Genomic DNA, 2,298 nt, shown 5'->3' on the forward strand with positions numbered 1-2,298 from the left:
CCCGAGATATCGAGCTCCTTGGCTTTGGCCCCTTGCTCCGAGCTGCTGGTCGAGCTGGTCTGGCCGCTGCTGTCCTTGTCCTGAAACTGCATCGAGGCGGTTATCCGCATCGACTTCATCACAATTGGCTCACCGTCCAGGGTGAGCATGGCGGTTTGGCTCATCGGATTAACTCCTGCCAGAAGGTGAGCGGGGAGGGGGAGAGCAGCAGGGCGCCGACCGTCATGCTGTGGCTATGGTCTGGCGGGCTGCTCTGGCCCAATTGGGCGGCCAGGCTTGCTGCATCACCTTGTGCTTGCCAGTGCCACAGCTGGCCACTGATGGCCGTCAGCTTTCCCAGTGCCTGTTCGAGCTCGGTCAGTCTGGCAGAGCGTCGTTCTGCCAGGGTGGCCAGCTGGGCGATCGGGGTGGTGGCCCCCTGTGCCAGGCTCTCCAGCTGGGCGATCTCGGCCCCGAGCAGTGAGCGAGTCGAGCGCAGCGGATCCCATACCAGCGGCTCATCAGTCTTCCAGCGTGGCACCTTGGCGGCGGTGGGTTTGCTCATGGCATCGTTGCTGGCTGTGAGGCGGCGCAGAGCCGCGCACCACTCCGGCAGCGGCAGGATGGCGCAAAGCGGGGCCAATGCATCGGCCAGCGAGGTTTCGCTGTTACCGGTGACCAGCCAGGCGATGGCGTGCAACTGGCCAGTCGGCAGCAAGGGATCGGCCCCGTCCTGCAGCTTGGCGGCAAGGGTGGCCACCGCATTGGGGGCGGCGAGGCTGTACTGGTTGCCCTGGTGCTGGCCCACCCCATGCAGATAGGGGGTGACCGTCAGGCAGCGGCCGGTGACCAGCAGCCGGTCGAGCTCTGCCCGCAGCCCAGCGAGCGCAGCAGCGGCTTGGCTGATTGGAGTGGGACGGTATTGCGCCCTGGGCGCCAGTGCCTGCAAGCGAGCCACTGCACCAGCCTGGCTGTCAGGTAGTTGGCCAAGCACCCCGCTGGCGCCAGTGTGTATCGCCTCGGTACTGGCTGGCCAGCGCAGCGTGCCTTGTGTCCAACTCATTGCGGGGCATCCGGCCAGGCCACATCGGTGGGCCAGCCCTCACTTTGCGGCATGCGATAGAGGGCGACCCGGTAGCGTTGCCAAGCGGTGAGCTGGGACTTCTCGCGCTCGCTGATAATGCCGAGTTTGTCGGCATCCTCCAGCGGTGCCATGACGGCCGCCGCCCGTTTGAGCGCTTCATTCAGGCGGGCCTGCAGCTCTGCCTCGGTCGGGGGCGGCGGAGTGATCACCTTGATCTCGCCAAACTCGCCAAAGACAGCGCGGCTATAAAGCTCGCGGCCATGCGGCGCTGGGTCATCTTTTCGGGCGGCGAACTGCACCTTTTCGGGGAGGTGGGCAAACAGCACATCCAGCGTGATGCTATCGGTGTCATCCGCATAATGGCGAGGTCGTTCTGCACTAATTACTTCGATAGGTTCCATCATGTTCTCCTACTCTTACGCAACGCGGATCCACAGGGTTGTTCGGTCGTCCCAACGGTCATCTTGTTGGTCAGATACGAAACCCAGACACTTCCAGGTACCTGGTAGCGCCCAGTTTCGGTTTTGCCCCCATTCAGAGCAGTTGGCGGGACGCAGAGAGGAGCCAGCGATAAGATCAGAGGGGTTCATGGCGGCGGCGTGTCCAGGAATGACGGCTGCCATCATGTAGGTGCCCACTTGTGCCCAGCCGCTTGCAACAATGTCCTGGTTGCCTTGGGCTGCGGTGTGTACGTGGCTATAGTGCGGCTCACGGTTGGGGCTATAGACCCTCTGACCTGCGTCATGCACCGCGCCTGGCGCATAAAAATTGCCGCCCCAGTCAAAGCGATAGATTGCGGATGGAGAGCCCGGGCCATTCCCTTCGCCAGAACGAACCATCAAGATGCCATGCCCCCATGTCGGGCCCCCTTCTCGAAGAATGCCGAGTTCCACCTGGGTGGTATAACCTTGGCCATTAACTGCGTTTTTGCCCCTGACGATCGGGTAGTAATCCGACGAGCCGGCCACTAACCCAAAATTCACATGAAAGGGGGCTGTGTTGGCCCATTGGTCGCCATAAGCGTGAGAGTTATTGGCTGCCCAATGCCCTCCGTAAACCTCGAAGGCACCAGGCGTCAGGCTCGCGATTGTCTTTGCCCATCCCCCCGCACCGTTGGTCGACCACCACTGGATCGCGCCAGTACTCTCCAGCTCCATCGCGGCCGCATGCTTGCCCGGGATGTGCATCTCGAACATGGGGTTGGCATCGGCCTTGACCTGGATCCGCCTGCTTTC

2 protein-coding genes and 1 pseudogene are annotated in these 2,298 nt (G+C 62.7%); all 3 read right to left on the minus strand.

Going from position 1 to position 2,298, the window contains the following annotated elements; genetic code table 11:
• Positions 1–160 precede the first annotated feature (160 nt).
• Positions 161–1,042, minus strand: coding sequence for a hypothetical protein (locus tag AB5Z09_RS07565; RefSeq protein WP_368194970.1), 882 nt, complete (start codon positions 1,040–1,042; stop codon positions 161–163).
• On the minus strand, positions 1,039–1,467 hold the full coding sequence (locus AB5Z09_RS07570) for a tail fiber assembly protein (protein ID WP_368194971.1): 429 nt from the start codon (positions 1,465–1,467) through the stop codon (positions 1,039–1,041). The genes AB5Z09_RS07565 and AB5Z09_RS07570 overlap by 4 nt, the downstream gene beginning before the upstream one ends.
• A gap of 12 nt (positions 1,468–1,479) precedes the next feature.
• Positions 1,480–2,298 (minus strand): annotated as a pseudogene (locus tag AB5Z09_RS07575) (hypothetical protein); the annotation flags it as partial.

The sequence above is a fragment of the Aeromonas sp. R2-2 genome, from assembly GCF_040908355.1.
Classification (GTDB): Bacteria; Pseudomonadota; Gammaproteobacteria; order Enterobacterales; family Aeromonadaceae; genus Aeromonas; species Aeromonas veronii.

What these genes read in the sequence shown, in the direction of transcription:
- AB5Z09_RS07565 (WP_368194970.1), bottom strand. Translation starts at nt 1,042, where the DNA reads ATGAGTTGGACACAAGGCACGCTGCGCTGGCCAGCCAGTACCGAGGCG.
- AB5Z09_RS07570 (WP_368194971.1), bottom strand. Translation starts at nt 1,467, where the DNA reads ATGATGGAACCTATCGAAGTAATTAGTGCAGAACGACCTCGCCATTAT.